This window comes from Halomarinibacterium sedimenti (assembly GCF_019312585.1).
Classification (GTDB): domain Bacteria; phylum Bacteroidota; class Bacteroidia; order Flavobacteriales; family Flavobacteriaceae; genus Halomarinibacterium; species Halomarinibacterium sedimenti.
The window spans coordinates 1-1,184 of the sequence record NZ_JAHWDP010000015.1 but is presented as its reverse complement, the minus strand read 5'-3'; the positions used below and the strand labels follow the sequence as shown (position 1 = coordinate 1,184).

Here is a 1,184-nt window from a genome sequence, read left to right as displayed (position 1 = left end):
GCCGATTTACTATTGAGCGTAGATGAAGCCTGTGGATATACAGTAACCTCTGGTGGTGGTGCTCCTATTCCAGGATCTATCACAACACTTTTTGCCACCAATAACAATGGTTCACAAGGAGGAGCTGTTTATTTCGATGTTACCGTAGGTCCAGAAGATATTAATGTCCTAGATATCGATATCAATACTGCCGACCCAGGCGCATTCACGATGGAAGTGTATACGCTGGTAGGCACCTATGTAGGTAACGAAGGGAATGCAGGCGCTTGGACGCTTTCTGCCAATGGTTCAGGAACCGCTTCTGGAACCGTAGATACGCCATCCAATGCCGTATTGGATGTACCCGTAACACTTGCAGCAGGAACTACCTATGGTATGGCATTGGTATTGGATGCAACCCATGGACATTACTATACCAATGGAGATGGAACCAACCAGAACTATTCCAATGCAGATGTGTCCCTATCCTTAGGAGCTGCTTCCAACGTACCATTCGATGGATCACCATTTAGCCCAAGAGTATTTAACGGAACCCTTAACTATGAAGTAGGGGAACCAGCAAGTACCACGGTGGAGTTCGATTGTTCACACTTAGGCTTAAACCAAGTAGAAATTACAGTAACCGACGACAGTGGAAATACTTCTACCTGTACGGCTACGGTAAATGTTATCGACAATACAGATCCTATCTTGGTATGTATGGATGCAACGGTAGAGTTGGATGAGAACGGTATGGCAGAGGTAACTCCAGACTTGTTCATCGACACCACCAACTCATTTGATGCTTGTGGTATTACCATTACTGCGGTAGATGTAACCGATGTTACTTGTGACGATATAGGAACCGCTATTACGGTTACTGTATTTGCAAGTGATGCCAGTGGCAACTTAGCCTCTTGTACAGCCACATTAACGGTAGTAGATAACTTAGGTCCAACCTTAGTAGGTTGTCCAGAAGATCAAACAGTAGATCCAGGACCATTAAACTTGTTCTATGAGCTACCAGACTACTGGGCACTTGGAGGTATTACATTTAGCGACAACTGTTCTGAGGAGGGTGACATTACCAACTTTGGACAGAGTCCAGCTGCAGGAACACTACTTCCAGATGGCACCTATACCATTACCCTCTTTGCAGAGGATGAGTATGGAAACGTAGGTGAGTGTACATTTGTACTTACCAT

Annotated in this window: 1 pseudogene; it reads left to right on the top strand. The window is 44.9% G+C overall.

The features are described 5' to 3' along the window. A pseudogene (locus tag KXJ69_RS13620) lies at positions 1–1,184 on the top strand (HYR domain-containing protein); the annotation flags it as partial.